We start from the raw sequence: 19,710 nt of genomic DNA on the forward strand, positions 1-19,710 counted from the left end.
TATCCGATCGCGACCGAAACAGAAATCTGCAATTTCAGATTGCGCCAAGCTGCTACACAGTAGTCCTGAGCATCTCTGCAGCAAGCGCACCCGCTGCAGACGCGGACAGGAAGAACTCCTCGTCTTCCTCAAAGCTCCGGCCCATGCTCGACATCTTGATACCCTTTTCCTGGAGTTCTATTATACCTGGATGGCCGTCGAGGATTCGTGTTGTGTGTCGATATGATATAGCCGAATGGGCAATCTGCTCCTGTATCACAAGCAGCTTCATCTGGTCTATCATGGGCAGCGCGAGTGTGCATTTGGTAAGCGCTATTTTGCTAAGTGATGTGATTGTGTGGTGGCTCAGGCCCCGATGGCGCGGCCTCGGGTCTGCAAAACTGATTCTGGCGACAGCTATAGCTGCGCCGCCGAGAATATTAACGGCGTTAATTATCTCACCCTGCTCTATAGACGAATAGCCATACGTGGTGCCTGTCCCTACATTTCCCGGCCCCGGACAGACCACTACCGCATCCGCCTTCACCACTTCCTTCGCCGCAATCAGGCCAGTATAGATATTGACTGCCTCATACTCGCCGCCAAATGCCTGGCCGATAGTGATAGTTGCATCCAAAAGACCTTTGGACCGCAGTTCGTACGCTGACCGGCTGAAAGACAGAGGCAGCGCGGCTGAGTCCGTCATGATATAAGCGACTCGCGCACGATTGTGGCTGAGCCTCTTGATAGCCGCTGCTGCCGGAGCAAGCTGGCTGTGAAGCTGGCCTATCACAACAGGCATCGAGCCTAGAGTCTGGAAGTTCTCCATATCTTTGCGATACGGCGAGTCTTCTTCTTCGACTGAAAGCACAGTGTGCTGAACGGGTGTATAGCGCGCCTTGACTATATGGCCTATGGAATCGGCGTTGCCCGGCTCAGTCCGGCTGAGGTTAGCCATCACGAAATGCACGCCGCCAGTGCCGAGATTCTTGGTCACAGCGGTCGTATTAAGCAGGACCTCATCGCCGACTCTGATATCGCCGATAAGGTCCGTATAAGCTATGGCTCTGGCTTTAGCGCCATCTATACTTACACTGATCTCAAGTGTATCGCCACGCACACTCTCAATTGAGGTAACTCCGCCGCGCGCACGCGTGAGCATATAATCAGCCCTCCGCCGCTGTCTCGATCAGTGCTTTGGCATAATCCGCCGCTATGGCGAGATCGCTGACCAGTATCTTCTCGGATGCGCTGTGAGCGCCGTCATAGCCCGTTCCAAGCACCACGCACGAAATTCCGTAGCTGTTATAGATATTTGCATCACTGCCGCCGCCGCCGTCGGAATACACCGGCTCTATCCCTATCTTATGAGATGCTTTAGAAGCCAGCTTGATGATATCGTCGTCTTCCGACCATCGATAGGCATTATACTCGTGATCGAGAGTGACTATAGCCTTTGCGCCTATAGCTTCGGCTTCTCTCTCAAAGGTAGTTTTCATGTGCTCGACTTGAGCAGCCAGCTTGGCTTCGTCACGGCTTCTGGCTTCGGCTTTGATATTTACAAGGTCCGGCACGATATTTCTGGCCTTGCCGCCCTCTATGACACCCACATTGGCGGTGGTCTCAAAGTCTATGCGCCCGAGTTTCATCTTGGATATTGCATTGCTTGCCGCTATGATTGCGCTGACGCCGTTTTCAGGGTTCATTCCGGCATGTGCGGCCACACCACGTATTTCGACAAACACATTCTCATGCGACGGAGCGCTGACTGTGATCCCGGCTGCAGGCCTATCCATATCGAATATGTAACCGTATTTCGCCTTGATCTTGGACCTGTCAATCGCCCTTGAGCCGCACAGACCGATCTCCTCTGCGACGTTAAATATAACCTGGACATCGCCGTGGGCGGTTCCATTTTCAATTACGGACTGAAGCGCTTCGATAATCGCGGCTATGCCCGCCTTATCATCCGCTCCGAGGATTGTGGTCCCGTCCGAGCGGATTTCGTCACCGTCTATCACGATGTTGAGTTTGTCTGTCGGCTCCACGGTATCTATGTGACCACCCAAAAATATTGCCTTTGCGCCGGGTTTGTTGCCCTTGAGAGATGCGATTATATTGCCTGCGCTGCCGCCGATCTTTTCGCCCGCGTCGTCCTCTTCTACATCCAAGCCTAAAGATTCCAGCTTGGCCTTTATGAAATCAGCCATCGGGCGCTCATTTTTTGATGGCGTGTTGATCTTGAGCAGGTCCAAAAAAAGTTGTTTTACACGATCCTTATTAGCCATTTGTCCTTCCTTCGAAATTAGCTGAGAGTGGAAAGCGGAAAGTGGAGAGTCCAGACCTGCTGTTCAACAGTCAGCGTACTATTAAGGCGTTTGCTATGCAATGATTATTCATTCTAATACAACCGGGCAGCCAAAGCAACTGAGAAAACTGAAGTTGAGCTGCAAAATCAGCTTTTCTCGGGCGGTATGCCGAAAAGTTCGCGGGCAATTTCCAGCTTCTGGCTGCCGCCGTTTGCCGCATAGTCTTTCATGCGAATAATGGGGTCGTGCGTAAGTTTTGTGACAGTGGATTTGAGAGCGCGCCTCACGCACTCCCTGTCCTCTTCAGACAAGTGCGCCAGCTTTGACGAGCACCGCTCCCATTGAAGCTCGTATATGGACTCAAACTTCTCCTGAAGTAGTCTGATGAGCGGCACCGCTTCAATAGTGCGCAGATATGCAGTAAACTCAGCCGTCTCGGCATCGACAATTTCGCTTACTTTATCAATCTCGGCCCTGCGCTCATCTTCAGAACGCTCGACCAGAAACCTCAGGTCGTCTATGTCATAGAGAAACACGCCGTCCTGGTTCGATACGCCCGGCTCGATGTCGCGCGGCATGGCTATGTCTATCAAAAAGAGAGGCGCTCTGCACCTCGACGCCATCACGCGCTCGATAATATCTTTTGTGATTACAGGCTCGCGAGATGATGTCGAGCTTATCACCACGTCCGCCTTGCCCAGCGCATCCTCCAGGTGATCGAGTTCGACTGCCTCTCCGCCAAGCTCCTCAACCAGTTTTTCCACCCTGGGCAGAGTTCGGCTGCAGACATATACCTTGTTCACGCCATTGGCCTTGAGGTGAGTAGTCGCGAGTTTGCTCATCTTTCCTGCGCCGATAAGCAGGGCTGCGCGTCCTTCAAGCGAGCCGAAGACAAACCGGGCCAGTTCGACCGCAGCAGCTCCAATGGAAAACGCTCCACGCGAGATGCCCGTCTCGGTGCGGGCGCGCTTGCCGACAGCTATCGCACGCTGAAAAAGATTATTGAGGATCGAGCCGGTATAACCGCCGTCACATGCGCCGCTGTAGGCGTTCTTGATCTGCCCTAATATCTGAGTCTCGCCAAGAGACATGGAATCCAGCCCGCTTGCAACCTCAAAGAGATGCTTTGCCCCATGATGGCATGAATAGCAATATACGTACTCGCTCAGTTGAGTCCGGTCAATATGCCCGTAGCCGGCCAGGAAATCCAGCAGCGCCTCTTTATCACTGCGGCTGGATGTCACTGCGTAAATTTCCGTGCGGTTGCATGTCGAGAGAACACAGACTTCCGATACACATTCACTCGATCTCAGTGAGCGGAGCGCATCGGCCAGATCGGCCTCCCCGATAGCGAGTTTCTCACGAACCTCAATTGGGGCTGAATTGTGGTTTACACCGACTGCGACTAAATACAATGCTGAGCCATCTCCCTTGCCTGCTCGCCATGACCGGCTTTAAGCAACTCGAGTATACCGCTTTCGATGAGCCTGCTAAACGCGGCCTCTCGCTGGGCATGCGACCTGTAGCGTCTCTTGACCTGCTCACGAAACTCCCCCATCAGATCTACAAACGCTTCGTACTCAGGCCCGTATGCCTGCTCCAACTGCTCGCGGATGCGCATGCTCAATGCGGGGCTTTTGCCCGAGGTAGTCACAGAGATCACAAGGTCGCCCCTGCGGCATGTCGCGGGAACTATGAAGCTGCACAGTTTGGGGTCGTCAACCACGTTTACAGGTATGCCCTGCCCCGCTGCATCATGAGAGACTGCTGCATTGACTGATCTGTCATCAGTTGCTGCGAATACAAGTGAGCATCCTGTAATGTCGTCGGGTTCGTAGGATCGTCTATGTAATATGACGCCGTCCACGCTTTCGAGTTCCGCGCATATATTGGGAGAAATGACGGACACGACAGCGCCCGCCTCGCGCAGAGACTGAGCTTTGCGCAGCGCCACCTGACCGCCGCCGACTAAAAGGCATTTCTTTCCGGTCAGATCAAGCATTATCGGGTAATATCCCATCAGTATCCTCAAAAATAGTTGAGAGCGGAGAGCCAAGATATCATCGCTCAGTTATTGCAAGCGATCCGCCGATCAATATCAATATCGTGCCTGCCCAGAGCAGCAATATAAACGGTTTCTTGGCCACCTCTATTACAACTTTCTCAGCGATGCCGTTTCCGCTCACCCCAAGCTGCACGCCAGCGGTCATAGTACGCATATCAGGCCCGCCATTGCTGACAAAACGCTGAAACGCAAACGTGTAGCCATCGACTTTCGCAGGCTTGTCTCGGCTGAGCGTGATCTCTACCGGCTTACCGTGTCCCGAATCGTATTCAAGGCGCACAAGGTGAGATTCGACCTGCATACCGATCAGCGTAACCCTGGATTGTGTGCCGGGTATCGTAAAGGGCAGCGCCGCCCAGCCACTCTCGGTCATGGACGCGACTGGGGTGATTGTGTTACTTTCGATATCACCGGGCGATATATACATGTCGCCGGTCAGTGATGGCATGATAAACGGTGATCTGACTGATCCGCGCTGAGAATATTCTATTGCAAGCGGCAGAATCGAATCATCACCTTTGCGCGACATTTTAAGATTTATAACTTCTTTTGTATCGCTGATCCTCTTCGTGCCTACGTATGCAAATTCGTAACCCAACGCACGCTTTGCCATGCCGCCCTTGATAAGCGTCATATTGGCTGATCTGCCTGACAGAGAAAAAATAATCCCAAGGATCATCATTATCACGCCTGCATGAGCAATATATGCCGCGTGTGATGATCGAAATTCTAATTTTATCTTGACTCCGTCACGGCTCCAGGCAAGTATGGAAGCCAGAACAATCAGCAATATGAGCGCGCACGCTATTGGAATGGACATCCTGGTATAGAAACTCGGCTGCAGGCCAGATTTTGTGACCAACGGATATGACGTCCCAGCGGCAACCACCGCCGCGAAGACTACCAAAACGATGATGCCGAGTGAGAGCATGAAATCCCTTGAAGCAAGCACAAGGTTGGGCTTTTGCGTTGAGACCGAATTCCATCGGCTGACGACAAGGACAATCGAAAAGATGGTATAGGTCAGCACGAACGCAAGCAGATAGCCGGATGTGCCTAAGTCTGCAAAAGAATGCACCGATAACTTGGACAACACGCCGCTTCGTGTGAGGAATGTGGCATACAAGACCAACAAAAAAGTAACAATCGCGAGTATAATATTGCCGCGCACGTTTCTGCCTTTGTATCGCTGCAGGATCAGACCATGGACGAGCGCGGTCGCAGTAAGCCACGGGACAAGTGATGCATTCTCGACAGGGTCCCAGCTCCAGTATCCGCCCCAGCCGAGGACTTCATACGACCATATCATCCCGAGAATGATTCCGGCGCTTAAAGATACCCAGCCAAATAGCGCCCACGGCATGCACTGTTTTACCCAGCTCTTAGGGTCGCCCTTGATTAAGGCAGCCACAGCCAATGCAGCGGGGACTATCAGCGCGGCATACCCGAGAAATATAATCGGCGGGTGTATGGCCATCCATGGGTTCTTCAGCAGGGGGTTCAGTCCTATTCCCGTCGAGCCCGGCTGGTAGTCGGCAAGCAGTCGAAACGGATCGGACTTTATGAGCAGGATCAAAAAGAATGATTGCACGGATGTCCAAAAGGCCATAACCGATGCGTTTTGTCTGCGCGATATGATCAGGCCTATGATTCCGGCCAACAGCGCCCATAGCAGCAGGGAGCCCTCCTGGCCCGCCCAGAGGCTGGATATCTTGTAGAGCAGAGAGTCGGTGGGGCCGCTGTAGTCATGAATATATGCGATGTCATATCGAGCGCCGGACAATATCTGCTGCAGAAGGTATACTGCCGCGTATGCCGTGCCTGTCACTGAAGCAATATATGACCTCTTCGCCCAGATACGCAGAGTTTTGTTCTGCGAAAAGGCGAACGCAAAATAGCATGCAAACGATATGACCGCGCACGCGAATGCTATATATATGGAAAAGTTGTCGGCTGATATTTTCACCAGAACAATCACTCAATATATCATCTATATCTGGACGGGCACTTGATAAGGACCTGGTCGGCGATAAACTCGCCGCCGGTAAATTTTCCTCGTACAAGCGCCTTTGGAGACGTATCGAAATTGGCGGGTTTAACGCCCTTATAGCTGACTTTAAGCTTATCGCCCTTATCATCGGCAAGTGTGAAGAGCAGACTGCCGTTGGAATCGGAATAACGGACCTTGCCCGACAAGATTTTACCTATGAACTGCACGGGTTTGCCGTTTGATGCCCGCACTTCGGATACACGGGTCATATAAGGAGCGCGGGCAGCCGTCATCTCCCTGACTCCAAGACACCCGAATCCCAATATTACAAGCGTGCCGATTATGTATGGGAGTCTGTTCAATTCTTGCCTCTCGCGATCAGCTTACCGACTTGAGCCCAAAAGACCCATAAATATAGCCAGGCTGCGCTCATCGACGCAGCCAACATTGCTACAAGATATTCAGACGAAATGCCTCCGCCTGAGAGCGTATCCGTAGGGTGCAGTCCGCCGAGTATCCTTGGAAGCACGAACACGAGATACGGCATCACGGCGCACGCAAGAATGTTATATACCGCCCCTACTCTTGCCCGTGCAGACTTGCCGGGGATTGCGCTTCTGAGCGCAAAATATGCCGCATATACGATCAGCAGCATGAGAATAGTCGTTTCGCGAGGGTCCCAGTTCCATGCGGCGCCCCATTCCAGTTTGGCGAATATCATCCCGCTCAGGGTCGCAAGCACAGTAAATGCAAACCCAAGTCCGGCTGAAACTGATGACTTTATATCAAGGTCAACCCTGCCCTTCGCGAGATAAGCTATAGCGTAAATAGTGGAAATCACATAGGCGGCTACGGCAAGCATTGCGCATGGCACATGAAAGACGACAATCCGAGCAGCGCCTGGGTCCGCAAAGCCAATCGCAGGCGGGACGTATACTATCACGCCAACTATCACAGCCAGCGTCCATACTATCCACCCTATCAGAATTGCCGGACTTGATTGAGTTTTACTGTCTAATCTTCCCATATAAACCTGAACAACATTAGACTCACAGTGATGACTGTGATGCTATAGTATATAAGCAATTTCAAATCGCTCATGGCGCTGTGGCCGCCTATTGCAATACTTGACCCATGGACCGCCAGAGCCAGCGCCGGGATGAGCAGCGGAAAACTAACAACTGCGAATAACGCTCCCTTTACCGATGCACGCGCGACCATTGCGGCAGCCATTGTAGCGCCGGCGCTCAGCGCCAACCCTCCGACTATCAGCAGAGCGATCAACATGCCCCAATCCGACACATAGCAGTTCATAAAAACCGCGAATAGAGGCACGCACACAATCTCCATCGCGATCAAAACAGACCAGTTGAATACCAGCTTGCCCAGATAGACCGCATTTGGTCTCGCGGCAAGCTTAAGAGTGCCGGATGTAAATGTTTCGCCCTCATGCACAAATGACCTGCTCAAACCGGACATCGCCGAAAAGTATATTATCAGCCATAACAGCGCTGATGAGACCGACGCGTCGCCACCCCACACACTCGACGTGAACGACACAGCCACCGTGCTTGTGACCGCAAATAGAAGCACCGCACCTAGAGCATGGCGTGCGCGCAGTTCACAGGTCATGTCTTTGCACAACACTGCCCATGCCGACCTTGCATAGTGAAGCAGACCTGCCTGCCGCCCAATCGATTTCATCTTCCGACCTCGCCCAGGTCCAGACAAGACTCGCATATCGCGGCTTCGTCTCTGTCATTTGTGGCCAGCACAGCAATACCCCGTTTCGACCGTCGATCAATCACACTTCGAGTCATTTCGATGCCTTTTTTATCGAGGTTGGCTGACGGTTCGTCCAAAAGCAGCACAAGCGGGTCATGGATCAGCGCCGCAGCGTAACATGCGCGCCTCTGCAGGCCCGAAGAGAGGTTTTTAACAAGATCGTCTGCGCGGTCGGCGATATCAACCTCATCAAGCGCCTGGTCTATTCTGGCTCTTCCGACATATCCCCTTGCTGATGACAAAAACCTCAGGTTTTCACGGACTGTAAGCTCGCCGTAAAGCCGAACGTCCGGCGCAACCAGCCCAACAATATCTCGAACACAGTCATGCGGCACGCGAACACCGTCTATCTCCAGACTGACTTGGCCTTCAGTCGGAGTGAGCAGATCGGCGATGATCCGCATAAGAGTGGATTTACCGGATCCGTTCGGGCCGGTAATTGCCATACGAGCGCCATCGAACACGAAGTCGATGCCATGCAGGACTTCACGGTCGTCATACTCATGGCTCAGGTTTGAAATCTGCAGCTTAACCATAGGCACATCAATTATCCCATCCCGGATGAAGATGGTCAAGCTGAGCGTTAAATACGGTGACACTGCAATTATAGCTGCGATTGTGGATTATTTGCCGCGATTTTATCGCAATTGCCTCCAGCACCGCTTGCACGGGCTGCCCGAAAAGTGGTATATTATATTGCAATTGTCGTGGGCCCATAGCTCAGCGGTAGAGCGGGCGGCTCATAACCGCTTGGTCCTTGGTTCGAATCCGAGTGGGCCCACCAACTAACAAATCCGCATGTGATTTAAGCTCAAAAACACCCCTAAAATGAACCAAGGACGGTTGTAAAATAGGCCTAACCGTCCTTGGATTTGTAAATTCCCGCTAACCGTCCTTGGTTCAAAATTGCCGTGATTACAGCCCTTTTTGGGAGGTTCATCATGGCTGAAAATGTCGTCAGAATACCAGGTTTTACAGGGATTGCAGATACCTTTGACTCCGCTATTAGCGCATTCAAGACATACTGCAGGAGTCGTAACCTATCCCCCAACACCATCGACTACTACGGATACTGCCTGCTCTCATTAACCCGCTTCCTTGAAGCACACTACCAGGCCTTGACCCCACGGGATGTAACCTGCCAGGTCGTGCGGGAATATCTGCTTGACCAAACGGACAGGAACAGCCCGTCCACGGCCTGCCATTGCCATACCACGTTATGCGTTTTCTTCGGATACCTGCAGTCCGAAGGTTTCCTCGAATCCAACCCTATGACCCATGTAGACAAGCCCAAACGCCGTAAGACAGTCATCAACACGTTCTCTATGAAGCAAGTCGATGATATCCTTGCTACGTGTAAGCGTGACTTCGCCAGTATCCGTGACAAGGCAATCATTATGATGCTTGTTGATTGCGGACTTCGCGCCTCTGAGCTTTGCGGTATCACAGTCAATGACTTCGATTGGGCAGAGTCCACCGTGCTTGTCTTGGGCAAAGGCGATAAGGAACGCATAGTCCCCTTTGGGCAGGCAACCCGGCAGGCTCTTAATGCCTACAACGCAAGACGTGGGTCTATAGACACTGATGCTTACTTCGTGAGCACGCTTGGCACTGCTCTTGACCGTCACCGGCTCAGAGAGATAATCGAACAACGCTGTGAGCTTGCCAAGATAACCGGAGTCCGATGTTCACCGCATACGTTCAGGCACACGTTCGCAGTCCAATACTTACGCAACGGAGGTGATGTGTTCAGCTTACAAAAGATGCTTGGCCATTCATCGCTTGATATGACGCGCAAGTATGCGGAACTGAGCCAGACGGACGTTATGGACAAACATCGCCTGTATTCGCCCGCTGACAGGCTTCAATCGGCAAAACAAACTAATGGAAGGAAGAGGCTGAAATGAGAATGCTAGACAAGCAGAAAATCAAAGCGCACCACTTTAGCAGAGTAACAACAGACAATTTGGGAGAGGGAGTATGCAGTGCGTATGTTCCAAAACTCGAACTGCTAATATTAAACTCTTCCTTATCTGGGCCAGAAGCACAGGAAGAACTCAAGCTTAGAGAGTTAAATCCTACTGCCGGTATACGGATAGGCATTTCAAATGTCAAAACGCAACTTATGTCGACATTTGAAATTTGACCTAACACAATCGAATCCTGAAATTAAGCCCCTGGGAAACACATCTGGGGGCTAGCTTTTCAATCATTCTTCTTCTCTTCATATGCAAGCGTTGCTCGTCGAGTTCGTAGTTCATCCACAACCCAAGTTTCCAATGTTCCGCCTCCAATGATATGCATGTTGAATGACGAACATGATTTCCGGAACAATTCAAATGGTTCTCTTCCATACAAACTCACATATTCCTGTCTCGCCCTATCAGCCACTGTCTCACGTTCAGCATATTTCTTCTTGCTGCGAGAATACAAAACCTTTAGATACGCCTCTTTAACTGGACGCGGTATCCATGGAAATATACTATATTTTTCATTCAATAATTCGGCTATCTCTTGCCAGGTAGCACGATACCCTCTAAAGCCCTCAGAACCGCATTGCATCAGGTCAATATGGTCGCGAAAATCCAGCAAGCGCTTTAGTGACTCTTTATGAGTGCAACGTCCCTTATGTGGCACAGTCACATATTGTTGTCGCGAACCGGGTTGCGATTCTGCGGCAAACGCAAAAAATGGTTCTGCGCCCTTGATAAAATATTTGCGGTTTTCCACAGTTGCATAGTCGCATTGGAAATCTTCAAGGTATTTCACCAAGCAATTCCATTGTTTATCCGTAACTGAACCATGCCTCTGTTCAATTATGCTCCGCATTTTGCACAACTGTTCTTCTTTGCTCAGCGTTCTCCATTCTATGCGCTCAGTCATAATCGCACCATTCAGTAACAAATATATTGGGTCACAATTGTTACCTTGTAAAATTATAACATATAGCCACGCAATGGCTGCAAACAGGCCAAAACAGGAGGTTCGGACATTAACAAAACTGCTCACACCCTGGAGTTCCTTTGATTCTTTTGATTTCTTTGAATAACTGTGCATTTTTCAAACGAACAATCAATCAAAAAAAGCTCTAGGGTATTGCCAACTTCTGCACGCTTGTTCTAACCTAAGCTAGTTTAATCTTATGGAGGCAAAGACATGAACGACAAACTGACGGTATCGGTAGTTGAGGCCGGTAGAATGCTGGGAGTAGGTAGATGCACAGCGTTCCGACTTGCAAAGGCGGGAACTATTCCTACATTACGGTTGGGCAAAAAACTGCGTGTGTCAGTACCAGCATTGAATGCAATGTTGATGAAGGCGGGAATACCCGCGGGTATCGGAGGTGATTCAAATGCGTAGAGGGTATGGTGTGTCCGGTGGAAGGTTTGCAGGCCGCCCCACCGGACAGTATTACGCTGATTTTCACAGCGCTCTCATGCGCAAATGTTACCCCAAATCTGACCGGGCGTCAACTGGCACGCCGGTCATCATAAAAACCCCGCAGGGTAATAGGTTTGCCGGACAGGTTCAGGCAATCAATGGCATCCCTGTATTTGTGAAACACGTAGTTGTCTCAAAACATCTGCAGCGCAATATGGATGCCTGGGGAATCGATTCCCGCGTGTTGGACTTGCTTGAACAACGCAGTGTATTGCGCATCCGGGTCATAACCGACAAAGGTGAGGTTTACGACACATCTATGGATGTGTTTTATGACCATGGAATCATCTGCGACTTCGGATATGGTTCGCAGGTTTTCTTGCCGCGTCGATATTGGCTCCGGGGTAAAATTAACAAGTTCGGCGGTTCGGGGGAAGGCTATGGCAGTTAATCCTACCGAACTGGTATTATCCCGACTTCAGAACGTCAAACAGGTCACGGGCGGATATTCCGCCCGCTGTCCTGCGCACGATGATAAAATCTCATCGCTGAGCATATCCGAGGGTGATGATGGCCGGTGTCTGATTCACTGCCACGCGGGGTGTGACACGGATTGCATCCTGTCGGCAATAGGGCTGAAGCTCAAAGACCTTTATCCACCCAAGCAAGGTGCACCAATCACGAACAGGGCGACAATTGAGCGGGTTTATCCTTATGTCGATGAGAATGGAACCGTGCTCTATGAGGTCGTGAGATACAAACCCAAGGGCTTCAAACAGCGTGTTCCGAATGGCTCAGGCGGTTATTCGTGGTCTATGAAAGGCGTCACGCGCGTTCTATATCAACTGCCTGCAATCAAGACTGCTATTGAGCACAACGCGGTTATATTCATTGTCGAAGGCGAGAAGGACGTTCACAACATGCACGACAGGCTCAACCTGCCTGCAACGTGCAATGTAGGCGGTGCTGGTAAGTGGCAATTGTCATATTCCAAGGCCCTTACCGCCGCGGATGTGGTCATACTGCCTGATAACGATAAGCCAGGCCGTGAACACGCCGAACATGTTGCCCAGGCTCTCCAGGGCTACGCAAAGTCTGTGCGTGTGTTAGAACTACCGGGGTTGACGGAAAAAGGCGATGTGTCGGACTGGATAGCTGCAGGCGGGACACGTGAAGAGCTTGTCGGCCTGGCTGATTCCTGCCCTCAGTGGGAACCCAGACCGCCGGAAACCCAACAGAGCACGGATACGTGTGATACAGACCCGTTTGACCTACGTCTTACCGATGCAGGCAACGCCCGCGCATTGGTAGGCAAACACGGGGAGAACATCCGTTTCGACCACGACTCAGGGCAATGGCTGATGTGGACTGGCACACATTGGGAAACGGACCGGCTTTGCACTATTAATCGTTTTGCTGAAGAGACTATCCGGGGTATGTATGACGAGCTATCTAAACTCGGCGATAAGCAGGCCGAAAAGATGCTCAGGCATATTCGGGCGAATCTTTCCAAATCCAGGCTTGACGCAATGGTAGACCTTGCAGGCAAACAAGAGTCTGTAGCTGTAGATTCCGATATGCTGGATGCTGATAACTGGCTTCTAAATTGCCGGAACGGTGTTGTAGACCTCAAGACCGGCAGACTGAGGCCGCACAGTCGAGCCGACCTGATGACCAAACTTGTTCCGGTAGACTATGACCCGGCTGCCATTTGCCCACGGTGGGAGCAGTTTCTATCTGAGGTATTCGATGGTGACGAAGAGCTTATAGCCTATGTCCGGCGTGCAATAGGATACACACTTACGGGTGACACCTCGGAACAGGTGTTCTTCATGCTTCACGGCAATGGTTCTAACGGCAAGAGCACACTTGTCAATGTCGTGCGTGAGATTATGAATGACTACCACGTCAAGACTGCAACCGACACCATTCTTGAGAAAAAGTATGGAAGCGGCATACCCAATGACATAGCTCGACTGCGTGGAGCGCGGTTTGTCTCTGCTATTGAGGCAAACCCGTCACAAAAACTTGCTGAAGAGCTTGTCAAAGAACTCACGGGCGGTGATGCGGTCACTGCGCGATTTCTCCGGCAAGAGTTTTTCGACTTCGTGCCCACGTTCAAGCTGTGGCTTGCCTGCAACCACAAGCCGGGCATTGACGGGCAGGACAACGGCATATGGCGGCGTATCAAGCTGATACCGTTTACTGTCCAGTTCGATGGAGACAGCAAGGACGCAATGCTTCCCGATAAGCTCAGAATGGAATACCCCGGCATTCTTCGATGGATGGTTGAGGGCTGCCTGCAGTGGCAAACCCGCGGACTGGGAAAGTGCTCAGCAGTAGATGCGGCCACAAACGAATATCGCTCTGACATGGATATCTTGGCAGAGTTTATTGATTCATGCTGTGTTCTATCTGATAATGCACAGGTAGCTTCAAGCGAGCTGTATGCTGCATATTCTACGTGGTGCGATGGCAACGGCATTCGTCACCCATATCAACAGAAGACCTTTACACAGAGATTGCAGGAACGCGGGTTCAAAAGAGTCAGACGACGCGGTGGAATGCTTTGGCAAGGAGTTGAACTGAATGCCGGAAATGAAATGACAGAGCCAATTTACATTGATGATGAGGTATCGGGTGTAGGGAGTGTAGGGTGTGTAGGGTTTTCCAGTTCGTCTATAGGAAATGATATATATAGAAATAAACCCAAAATGCCTACACTCACTACACACCCTACATCATTGAGCGTAAATCAAGCTCAAAACAACGTCACCAAATCGTTTTCCGGCACTGACAGCGATGACTGGGACTTGTTAATACAAACTTCAACCGACAACGCAAAGCCGGACGGAAACAGCGCGGGTGAATCTGAGGTATTTGTATGGTAACGGAATGTCTGAAACAACAAGGTGTAAAAATAGCATTACGGGGCAATGGTTTCACAGTCACGCCAAAGTCAGTGGTTACACCCAAGCTGCTGGATTATGTGCGTGCACACAAGGCTGATATAATAGCTGAACTTGGCGGAATGGCCGACAGCCCAAACACGTTAAAACCGACAAAGAGCGGTGTTCATACTGTCCATAGTGACCTACATTATATTTGTGGCGCATGCGGAAAGAGCGTCACGCTCACGGTCAAGTCCTGCGTTGCATATGAATATACCTGTCCGGCCTGCCGTCATAGTGGAGTCCTGCCGCAAAACGAGTATCATATGAGGCAAGGTTGAACCTGCTTCAAATGCTGTTGCTTGTGATATACTGAAACTTACCCGGCATTGTGCGCCTGCTTTCGGGGCAGGTCGTTTTGGACGTATAGCACAGGGTCGGGTAAGCCTTTGTAACCAGCGCCAAAGACGAACCCGGCCATTCCCATACCAACAGGACCATTGCGATTGCTGGCAACGAAGACGCCGCATGATATCAGGTAAAGAACTCTAAAGGTTTTTTATTGCTGAGTGTTGAATGATTGCATGTATGCTTGCATACACTCTCCTCTTGACCTGCGTAGATTTTCATTTAGGGGTTATTATGCTAGAACTTTCAGAAAATGAAATACGAGACATAGTCAGATACCTTGAGGCGAAAAAGCCCCTGCCGGACAAATACAGGTTTTTGCTTTTTGAGGATAAGCGCGAAGTGGAGCTTGTCTGGAACGGCAAGACCGATGATATATGCAATGTGGTTCTTCCGTTTCAGATAATTGAGCAGGTCGATGAGCCCCGCGCTGAGGCTGATACGACGCTTCAGGGAACCTTTAACTTTGGTCTGGATTCCAGGGGCGGCAGCTTAAGGGCTGGACAAACAAGCTGATATGGGGCGATAACAAGCTTATTCTATCCAGCCTGAAGAATGGCCCGCTTCGCCAGGAGATTGAGGATAACGGCGGCATAAAGCTCATATACATTGACCCTCCGTTTGATGTGGGCGCTGATTTCTCTATGAATATTGAGATTGGCGATGAGCAGTTCACCAAGCAGCCGTCTGTGTTGGAAGAGCTTGCTTATAGGGATACATGGGGCAGAGGCACTGATAGCTTCATAGCTATGATATATGAGCGCCTGTCTCTTATGCGTGATTTGCTCGCCGATGACGGGAGTATATATGTACATTGCGATTGGCGTGTTAGCGCATATATCCGTTTGATTATGGACCATATTTTCGGACGGAATTCATTTAGAAATGAGATAGTCTGGCATTATCGCCGGTGGCCTGCAAAGTCACCAATGTTCCAGAGAAGCCATGATTCCATATATTGGTTTGGCAAAAACGAAAAAACAATTTGGAATCAGCAGTATCAAGAATTGTCAGAGGCAACACTCAAGCGTTTTGGAGGAAAAAGAGTAAAAGGGGAGACGACTAAGGAGGTTTTGGATGAGGATTCCGCTGGAGCACCGATGCGCGATGTATGGGATATCAGGCACGTTCTTGGTGCAAATCCAGAAAACATTGATTATCCCACTCAAAAGCCCGAAGCACTTCTCGAACGCATCATAAAGGCCTCCTCTAATGCTGGTGACATAGTAGCAGACTTCTTTTGCGGCTCAGGCACAACGCTTTCAGTAGCTGAAAAACTCGGAAGAAAATGGATAGGCTCAGACCTCGGGAAGTTCGCAATCCACACTACCCGCAAGCGCATGATAGACGTTCAGCGCCAGATGAAGAATGACGGCAAAGACTACCGCGCCTTTGAAATCCTGAACCTCGGCAAGTATGAGAGGCAGCACTATATCGGCGTAAATATGAACCTCAGAGACGAGGAAAAGCAGAAGCAGCTTGCGCAAAAAGAAAAGGACTTCGTGGAGCTTATTCTCCGCGCATATAAGGCCGATTCCACAGACGGCTTCAGGACTTTCCACGGCAAGAAAAACGCCAGAATGGTAGCCGTAGGGCCAATCAACCTGCCCGTTACCCGCGCATATGTGGATGAAGTCATCAAAGAATGCCTGGACAAGCAGATTACAAAGGTGGATATACTCGCCTTTGAGTTCGAGATGGGTCTGTTCCCCAACGTTCAGGAAGACGCCAAGGGCAGAGGCATAGACCTAGCGCTGAAGTATATTCCCCGTGAAGTGTTCGACAAGCGCGCAGTTGAAAAGAACCAGGTGGTCTTCCACGATGTTTCATATATCGAAGTGAAGCCGCACGTGAAAGGCACATCGGTTGCAGTGGAGCTTACCGACTTCTCCGTCTACTACAACCAAGACACTATCGCCAATGCCGAAACCGGCTTGAAAGACGGCGGCAGCAAGATTGTGGTGGAGAACGGCAAAATCATAAAGATAGGCAGAAGCAAGGAAGGCATCACGACTCGTGAGCTTCTGACAAAAAAATGGACTGACTGGATTGACTACTGGGCTGTCGATTTCGATTTTGAGAGCAAGAAGGAAATCATCACCATTAAGAAACAGGAATCCGCGCAGATAAAGCTGGACGGCAACCTTGACCAGCCACAGATTCCAATGCCCATGTATGAGCAGTTCTGGACGGGCGATTATGTGTTTGAGAATGAGTGGCAATCATTCCGCACCCGCAAAGACAGGACACTCGAACTAAAGAGCGTCTATCACGAATGCACAAAGGGACCTAGAAAGATAGCCGTGAAGGTGGTCGATATCTTCGGCAATGACACGATGAAAGTCATTTCAATCACAATCTAAGGGCGGAAGCGACTATGGCACTGCATCCCAATTTTCCAAAATCACCATATGAAATAATCGACCCGGATATTCGTTGGTTTCCTGCTGATGAAGCTCTGCGTGAAAAGGACTATGGAAAACTTCTTCCGCCTCTTGTTGCTGTTCTGCGCAAGAAGGTAAAGGAGTGGCGGGATGCAGGATATGACGGCGCAAGTGATACCAGCCGTGCTCTTCTCAAGTGGTGGTTCCAGACCGAGCATTTTATCCCGCAAAGCGACGGCTCTACGTTTGAGTTCAAATACTACTTTGCCCAAAGGGAAGCAGTTGAGACTGTCATTTATCTATACGAGGTCGCCAAGGCCAAGGATAAGTATGACCTGCTTCGATATGATAGCTCAGAAGCTGTGTCGGCTGGTATGTTCTCTGAGTCTTGGCGGCGATATGTCATAAAAATGGCAACGGGAAGCGGGAAGACCAAAGTCCTGAGCCTGATACTTGCATGGAGCTTCTTCCATAAGCTATATGAAGACGATTCGACTCTTGCAAGAAACTTCCTGGTTATAACGCCCAACATTATTGTCCTGGACAGGATAAGAGCCGACTTCGACGGGCTGAAGATATTCTTTCAAGACCCTATCCTACCCGATGACGGATACCATGACAAAGACTGGCATCAAGATTTTCAGCTTACTCTGCATATTCAAGATGATATAGGGGTTGTCAGAAAGACAGGCAATATCTTCTTGACTAATATTCACAGGGTCTATGACAAAGGAAACGGCGGCCCGTCATTTGACGATGATGACACGACAGATTATTTTCTTGGCTGCCGACCTGTCGGGGCAACAAATGACTCTGTTGTAGACCTGAGGGATATTGTCAGAGATATAGATGAACTCGTGGTCTTAAATGATGAGGCGCATCATATCCACGATGAAAAGCTGGCATGGTTTACGTCGATACAGGACATCCATAACCGCCTGAAAATGAAAGGCGCTGAGCTTTCCCTTCAACTGGATGTTACGGCGACGCCAAGACACAACAATGGCGCAATCTTCGTGCAAACTGTCTCTGATTATCCGCTGGTGGAAGCAATCTACCAGGACATTGTCAAACACCCGGTTCTTCCAGACTCCGCGAGTAGGAGCAAGCTTCAAGAGAGGCAGACCTCCAGGTATGTCGAGAAGTATCAGGACTATATACATCTGGGTTATCTTGAGTGGAAGAAAGTCTATGACGAGCTAATCAAGGACGGCAAGAAGGCCATTCTGTTTGTCATGACCGATGACACGAGGAACTGCGATGAAGTCGCGAGTTATCTTGAAAGCACATATCAGGAATTTCAAAATGCGGTGCTGACAATACATACTAAGAACAATGGCGAAATCTCGGAGTCAAGCTCCGGCAAAAGCAAGGAAGAACTGGAAGTCCTCAGAAAAGCCGCCAACGAAATAGACGACCCGAACAAACCCTATAAGGTCATTGTCTCCGTTCTTATGCTCAAAGAGGGCTGGGATGTTCGGAACGTAACCACAATCGTAGGCTTGAGAGCCTACAGCGCAAAGAGCAACATTCTTCCCGAACAGACTCTTGGGCGAGGTCTTCGGCGCATGTATCGTGGGGAGGACATTGAGGAATACGTGAGTATTGTCGGCACTGATGCTTTTATGGATTTTGTTGAGTCCATTCAGTCTGAAGGTGTCGAACTCGAACGCAGGGAGATGGGCGGAGGTTCAAAGCCGAAAGCTCCTTTGATTGTTGAAATCGATAGAGAGAATGTTGTCAAAGACATAAGCAGGCTGGATATTCAGATTCCTGTGCTTTCGCCTAGAGTCTATCGGGAGTACAAAAACCTTTCTGATTTGGAGACATCGGCAATTAGTCAAATGAAGCAGCCAGTTAAAGCATTCTCCGAGGATGAAAAGCGTGAAATCATCTTCCGCTATATAGTAAATGACAGCGACAGCAATGAAACCATCCATCACAAAACGGAACTGGATACTGAGCTTGTCCCTGACTACCAGAGCGTCATTGGATACTTTACTCAGGTTATAATGAAAGAACTCAGGCTTGTGAGCGGGTATGACGTCCTTTATGGCAAAGTTAAAGAATTCATTAGATGCAATTTATTTGAAACTGAAGTCGATTTAGAAGACCTAAACTTGCTTAGGAACCTTTCCGAGCCAGAGGTAACAAAAACCATAATAGAGGGCTTCAAGAAGCAGATAAACGCTTTGACTGTGTTGGACAAAGGCGAAGCGGAAATTCGGGACTATATAAAAATCAGCAAATGCCGACCATTTGTAGCGAAAGACCAAGGTTATGTCGTGCCGAAAAAGTCCGCTTTCAACAAGATTATCGGCGACAGCCATTTCGAGCTTGTCTTCGCTCATTTTCTTGAAAACAAGTGCGATGATATCGAGTCTTACATAAAGAGTCAGTAACCTCCGGCAAAGCCGGAGGCTTGGAATATAGGAACCGCTCAAAGCGGTTATCTGTTCGTCATTTATGAGCCGCCCAAGGCGGCATCAACATAGCTTGAGTTGATCGATTCTCTTGT

18 protein-coding genes, 1 tRNA gene and 1 pseudogene are annotated in these 19,710 nt (G+C 50.0%); 9 read left to right on the top strand and 11 right to left on the bottom strand.

Going from position 1 to position 19,710, the window contains the following annotated elements; all coding sequences use genetic code 11:
* Positions 1 to 52 precede the first annotated feature (52 nt).
* From ABFD83_13450 to ABFD83_13490, 9 genes are all read right to left on the bottom strand, one after another.
* Complete coding sequence (locus ABFD83_13450) at positions 53 to 1,141, bottom strand: DUF3866 family protein (GenBank protein ID MEN6358077.1); 1,089 nt, start codon at positions 1,139 to 1,141, stop codon at positions 53 to 55.
* 4 nt (positions 1,142 to 1,145) lie between these two features.
* Positions 1,146 to 2,267, bottom strand: a complete 1,122-nt coding sequence (locus ABFD83_13455; GenBank protein MEN6358078.1) for a M20/M25/M40 family metallo-hydrolase — start codon at positions 2,265 to 2,267, stop codon at positions 1,146 to 1,148.
* 167 nt (positions 2,268 to 2,434) lie between these two features.
* Complete coding sequence (gene hemA / locus ABFD83_13460) at positions 2,435 to 3,703, bottom strand: glutamyl-tRNA reductase (GenBank protein MEN6358079.1); 1,269 nt, start codon at positions 3,701 to 3,703, stop codon at positions 2,435 to 2,437.
* Positions 3,694 to 4,308 (bottom strand): bifunctional precorrin-2 dehydrogenase/sirohydrochlorin ferrochelatase, encoded by a 615-nt coding sequence (locus tag ABFD83_13465; protein ID MEN6358080.1) that lies wholly within the window; start codon positions 4,306 to 4,308, stop codon positions 3,694 to 3,696. The genes hemA and ABFD83_13465 overlap by 10 nt, the downstream gene beginning before the upstream one ends.
* 40 nt (positions 4,309 to 4,348) lie before the next feature.
* Positions 4,349 to 6,319: a cytochrome c biogenesis protein CcsA gene (ccsA, locus tag ABFD83_13470; protein ID MEN6358081.1), complete on the bottom strand. Its 1,971-nt coding sequence runs from the start codon at positions 6,317 to 6,319 to the stop codon at positions 4,349 to 4,351.
* A gap of 20 nt (positions 6,320 to 6,339) precedes the next feature.
* Positions 6,340 to 6,705: a cytochrome c maturation protein CcmE gene (locus ABFD83_13475; protein MEN6358082.1), complete on the bottom strand. Its 366-nt coding sequence runs from the start codon at positions 6,703 to 6,705 to the stop codon at positions 6,340 to 6,342.
* Positions 6,702 to 7,370, bottom strand: a complete 669-nt coding sequence (ccsA, locus tag ABFD83_13480; GenBank protein ID MEN6358083.1) for a cytochrome c biogenesis protein CcsA — start codon at positions 7,368 to 7,370, stop codon at positions 6,702 to 6,704. Before ccsA (ABFD83_13480) ends, ABFD83_13475 begins: the two co-directional genes overlap by 4 nt.
* Positions 7,358 to 8,047 (bottom strand): heme exporter protein CcmB, encoded by a 690-nt coding sequence (locus ABFD83_13485; protein MEN6358084.1) that lies wholly within the window; start codon positions 8,045 to 8,047, stop codon positions 7,358 to 7,360. Before ABFD83_13485 ends, ccsA (ABFD83_13480) begins: the two co-directional genes overlap by 13 nt.
* A complete protein-coding gene (locus ABFD83_13490; protein ID MEN6358085.1) occupies positions 8,044 to 8,664 on the bottom strand; it encodes an ABC transporter ATP-binding protein in 621 nt (206 codons plus the stop codon). The genes ABFD83_13485 and ABFD83_13490 overlap by 4 nt, the downstream gene beginning before the upstream one ends.
* 173 nt (positions 8,665 to 8,837) lie before the next feature.
* Here ABFD83_13490 and ABFD83_13495 point away from each other — a divergent pair.
* The 3 genes from ABFD83_13495 to ABFD83_13505 all read left to right on the top strand — a co-directional run bounded on the left by ABFD83_13495 (position 8,838) and on the right by ABFD83_13505 (position 10,274).
* Positions 8,838 to 8,912, top strand: a tRNA-Ile gene (locus ABFD83_13495).
* 157 nt (positions 8,913 to 9,069) lie between these two features.
* Positions 9,070 to 10,035, top strand: a complete 966-nt coding sequence (locus tag ABFD83_13500) for a tyrosine-type recombinase/integrase (GenBank protein ID MEN6358086.1) — start codon at positions 9,070 to 9,072, stop codon at positions 10,033 to 10,035.
* The gene (locus ABFD83_13505) at positions 10,032 to 10,274 is read left to right on the top strand and encodes a hypothetical protein (GenBank protein ID MEN6358087.1); all 243 of its coding nucleotides are present in this window, start codon (positions 10,032 to 10,034) and stop codon (positions 10,272 to 10,274) included. The genes ABFD83_13500 and ABFD83_13505 overlap by 4 nt, the downstream gene beginning before the upstream one ends.
* Before the next feature lie 59 nt (positions 10,275 to 10,333).
* Here the strand turns inward: ABFD83_13505 and ABFD83_13510 are convergent, their stop codons facing one another.
* A complete protein-coding gene (locus tag ABFD83_13510) occupies positions 10,334 to 11,137 on the bottom strand; it encodes a hypothetical protein (GenBank protein ID MEN6358088.1) in 804 nt (267 codons plus the stop codon).
* A 147-nt stretch (positions 11,138 to 11,284) separates the two neighbouring features.
* Here ABFD83_13510 and ABFD83_13515 point away from each other — a divergent pair, with 147 nt between their 5' ends.
* The 4 genes from ABFD83_13515 to ABFD83_13530 are packed head-to-tail and all read left to right on the top strand — an operon-like array spanning position 11,285 to position 14,741.
* Complete coding sequence (locus ABFD83_13515; protein MEN6358089.1) at positions 11,285 to 11,488, top strand: DNA-binding protein; 204 nt, start codon at positions 11,285 to 11,287, stop codon at positions 11,486 to 11,488.
* Complete coding sequence (locus tag ABFD83_13520) at positions 11,481 to 11,960, top strand: hypothetical protein (GenBank protein MEN6358090.1); 480 nt, start codon at positions 11,481 to 11,483, stop codon at positions 11,958 to 11,960. Before ABFD83_13515 ends, ABFD83_13520 begins: the two co-directional genes overlap by 8 nt.
* Positions 11,950 to 14,400: a phage/plasmid primase, P4 family gene (locus ABFD83_13525; GenBank protein MEN6358091.1), complete on the top strand. Its 2,451-nt coding sequence runs from the start codon at positions 11,950 to 11,952 to the stop codon at positions 14,398 to 14,400. Before ABFD83_13520 ends, ABFD83_13525 begins: the two co-directional genes overlap by 11 nt.
* Positions 14,394 to 14,741: a hypothetical protein gene (locus tag ABFD83_13530; GenBank protein MEN6358092.1), complete on the top strand. Its 348-nt coding sequence runs from the start codon at positions 14,394 to 14,396 to the stop codon at positions 14,739 to 14,741. The genes ABFD83_13525 and ABFD83_13530 overlap by 7 nt, the downstream gene beginning before the upstream one ends.
* Positions 14,742 to 14,748: 7 nt before the next feature.
* Here ABFD83_13530 and ABFD83_13535 read toward each other — a convergent pair whose 3' ends face one another.
* Positions 14,749 to 14,916 carry a hypothetical protein gene (locus ABFD83_13535; protein MEN6358093.1) on the bottom strand — a complete coding sequence of 56 codons (168 nt, stop codon included), beginning with the start codon at positions 14,914 to 14,916 and terminating at the stop codon, positions 14,749 to 14,751.
* 126 nt (positions 14,917 to 15,042) lie between these two features.
* Between ABFD83_13535 and ABFD83_13540 the strand changes: the two are divergent.
* Together ABFD83_13540 and ABFD83_13545 are read left to right on the top strand one after the other, a co-directional pair.
* Positions 15,043 to 17,171: pseudogene (locus tag ABFD83_13540) on the top strand (site-specific DNA-methyltransferase).
* Between the two features lie 14 nt (positions 17,172 to 17,185).
* Positions 17,186 to 19,594: a DEAD/DEAH box helicase family protein gene (locus tag ABFD83_13545; GenBank protein ID MEN6358094.1), complete on the top strand. Its 2,409-nt coding sequence runs from the start codon at positions 17,186 to 17,188 to the stop codon at positions 19,592 to 19,594.
* Positions 19,595 to 19,710 lie beyond the last annotated feature (116 nt).

Source organism: Armatimonadota bacterium, assembly GCA_039679645.1.
Lineage (GTDB): Bacteria > Armatimonadota > UBA5829 > UBA5829 > UBA5829 > UBA5829.

Excerpts from the sequence above, each read along its gene's own strand:
- ABFD83_13530 (MEN6358092.1), top strand. The coding sequence starts at position 14,394 with ATGGTAACGGAATGTCTGAAACAACAAGGTGTAAAAATAGCATTACGG.
- ABFD83_13485 (MEN6358084.1), bottom strand. The coding sequence starts at position 8,047 with ATGAAATCGATTGGGCGGCAGGCAGGTCTGCTTCACTATGCAAGGTCG.
- ccsA (MEN6358083.1), bottom strand. The coding sequence starts at position 7,370 with ATGGGAAGATTAGACAGTAAAACTCAATCAAGTCCGGCAATTCTGATA.
- ABFD83_13500 (MEN6358086.1), top strand. The coding sequence starts at position 9,070 with ATGGCTGAAAATGTCGTCAGAATACCAGGTTTTACAGGGATTGCAGAT.
- ABFD83_13455 (MEN6358078.1), bottom strand. The coding sequence starts at position 2,267 with ATGGCTAATAAGGATCGTGTAAAACAACTTTTTTTGGACCTGCTCAAG.
- ABFD83_13525 (MEN6358091.1), top strand. The coding sequence starts at position 11,950 with ATGGCAGTTAATCCTACCGAACTGGTATTATCCCGACTTCAGAACGTC.
- ABFD83_13515 (MEN6358089.1), top strand. The coding sequence starts at position 11,285 with ATGAACGACAAACTGACGGTATCGGTAGTTGAGGCCGGTAGAATGCTG.
- ABFD83_13505 (MEN6358087.1), top strand. The coding sequence starts at position 10,032 with ATGAGAATGCTAGACAAGCAGAAAATCAAAGCGCACCACTTTAGCAGA.
- ABFD83_13545 (MEN6358094.1), top strand. The coding sequence starts at position 17,186 with ATGGCACTGCATCCCAATTTTCCAAAATCACCATATGAAATAATCGAC.
- ABFD83_13465 (MEN6358080.1), bottom strand. The coding sequence starts at position 4,308 with ATGGGATATTACCCGATAATGCTTGATCTGACCGGAAAGAAATGCCTT.
- ABFD83_13450 (MEN6358077.1), bottom strand. The coding sequence starts at position 1,141 with ATGCTCACGCGTGCGCGCGGCGGAGTTACCTCAATTGAGAGTGTGCGT.
- ABFD83_13520 (MEN6358090.1), top strand. The coding sequence starts at position 11,481 with ATGCGTAGAGGGTATGGTGTGTCCGGTGGAAGGTTTGCAGGCCGCCCC.
- ABFD83_13490 (MEN6358085.1), bottom strand. The coding sequence starts at position 8,664 with ATGGTTAAGCTGCAGATTTCAAACCTGAGCCATGAGTATGACGACCGT.